The 1,410-nt window shown below is 55.9% G+C and carries 1 protein-coding gene and 1 pseudogene; both read left to right on the top strand.

Annotation, left to right across the window (positions count from 1 at the left end):
* A partial coding sequence (locus ASD36_RS21800; protein ID WP_200954917.1) for a M10 family metallopeptidase C-terminal domain-containing protein occupies positions 1-279 on the top strand: 279 nt, incomplete at its 5' end.
* Between the two features lie 192 nt (positions 280-471).
* Positions 472-1,410: pseudogene (locus ASD36_RS21795) on the top strand (hypothetical protein); the annotation flags it as partial.

Below are 1,410 nucleotides of genomic sequence, written 5' to 3'. Positions count from 1 at the left end.
GTGGCGGTGAGTGGCCGCGACACGATCTTCGACTTCTCGGGCACCGGCGGTGACCGGATCGATCTGTCGGCGATCGATGCGAACACCGCAGCATCCGGCAATCAGGCCTTCACCTACGTTGGCACCGCAGCCTTCACCGGCAAGGCTGGGGAACTGCGTTACGTCAAGGGCGCATCCGACACCTATGTCTACGGCGATGTCAACGGTGATGGGAAGGCCGATTTCGCCATTCACCTGGATGATGCCGTCTCGCTCGCCAAGGGATACTTCGTGCTGTAACGCAGCGAGGCCGCTAAAGCGGCCTCATCCCCATTCAACCAACCCAGAGGCGGCCCAAACCGCCTCTGGCGACAACAATCGGTGACGCAATCCGCCGCAGATTGCTGTGCCCGTGCCTTGCGTCAAGCGTCAGCTTCAAAGTGAAAACGAATTGGCCTGGGCCTGAAGCGGGGATCTGCGCCCGGTTCGTCTGTGGAGGTTACCTCCCAAATTCCAGCACTTAAACGGGAGCCCTTAAGTATGGCTATTACCTCAACCAAAACGCTCGCGGGATTTCCGAATGCGACCAACACCGGTCTTCCGGATGGAGTTATCCTGACCCCATCGGGCGATGTCAATGTCACCAAGGCAGGCACAGTCATCAATGCTCTTGATGTCAAGGGAACGATTTGGGTCATGGCCCCGAACGTCACAATTCAAAATAGCCGCATAACCTCCACCGACTGGACAGGCATCTGGATCAAGCCAGGCATTACGGGCACCATCGTCAAAGACAACGAGATTCTAAACGTTGGAAGCAGCAAGGATGGCGCGAACGGCATTTTCGGTTCGGGTACGTTCTTGCGCAACAATATCCACGACGTGGAGAACGGCATCAATGTGACAGGCGCAAGCCTTATTCAGGATAATTATATCCACGATATGAATGCTCCCAATGTCCGCGCCGGCACAGTATGGGGTGGCCCGCACTACGATGGCATCGAGATTAACGGCGGCGTTTCAGGCGTCGATATTCGACACAACACGATCATCAACGACAATAGCCAAACCTCGGCGGTGATGATCAACAATGACTTCGGGCCGGTTTCCGACATTCAGATAGACGGCAATTATCTCGCAGGCGGCGGCTATACCATCTATTCAGATGGCAGTTTCAGCAGCACCGATAAAATTTCCGGCGTTGAAATCACCAACAACGAACTCGGTCAGGGCCATTGGGGCTATTATTACTTCAAAGGCAATACACCCCTCCTGTCCAACAATGACGAAATCGGCACCAATTGGCCAACGCCCGTTCCTACCGGCGCGACAAGCGGGGATGACGTTCTCACCGGCACGGCAGGGATCGACTCGATTGACGGCCTTGCCGGCAATGACACCATCAGCGCCCTTGCTGGCAACGACACGCTC

Source organism: Rhizobium sp. Root1334 (genome assembly GCF_001426665.1).
In the GTDB taxonomy this organism is placed as follows: Bacteria; Pseudomonadota; Alphaproteobacteria; order Rhizobiales; family Rhizobiaceae; genus Pararhizobium.
The sequence above is the reverse complement of the archived record's forward strand: the minus strand, read 5'-3'. Positions and strand labels throughout refer to the sequence as shown.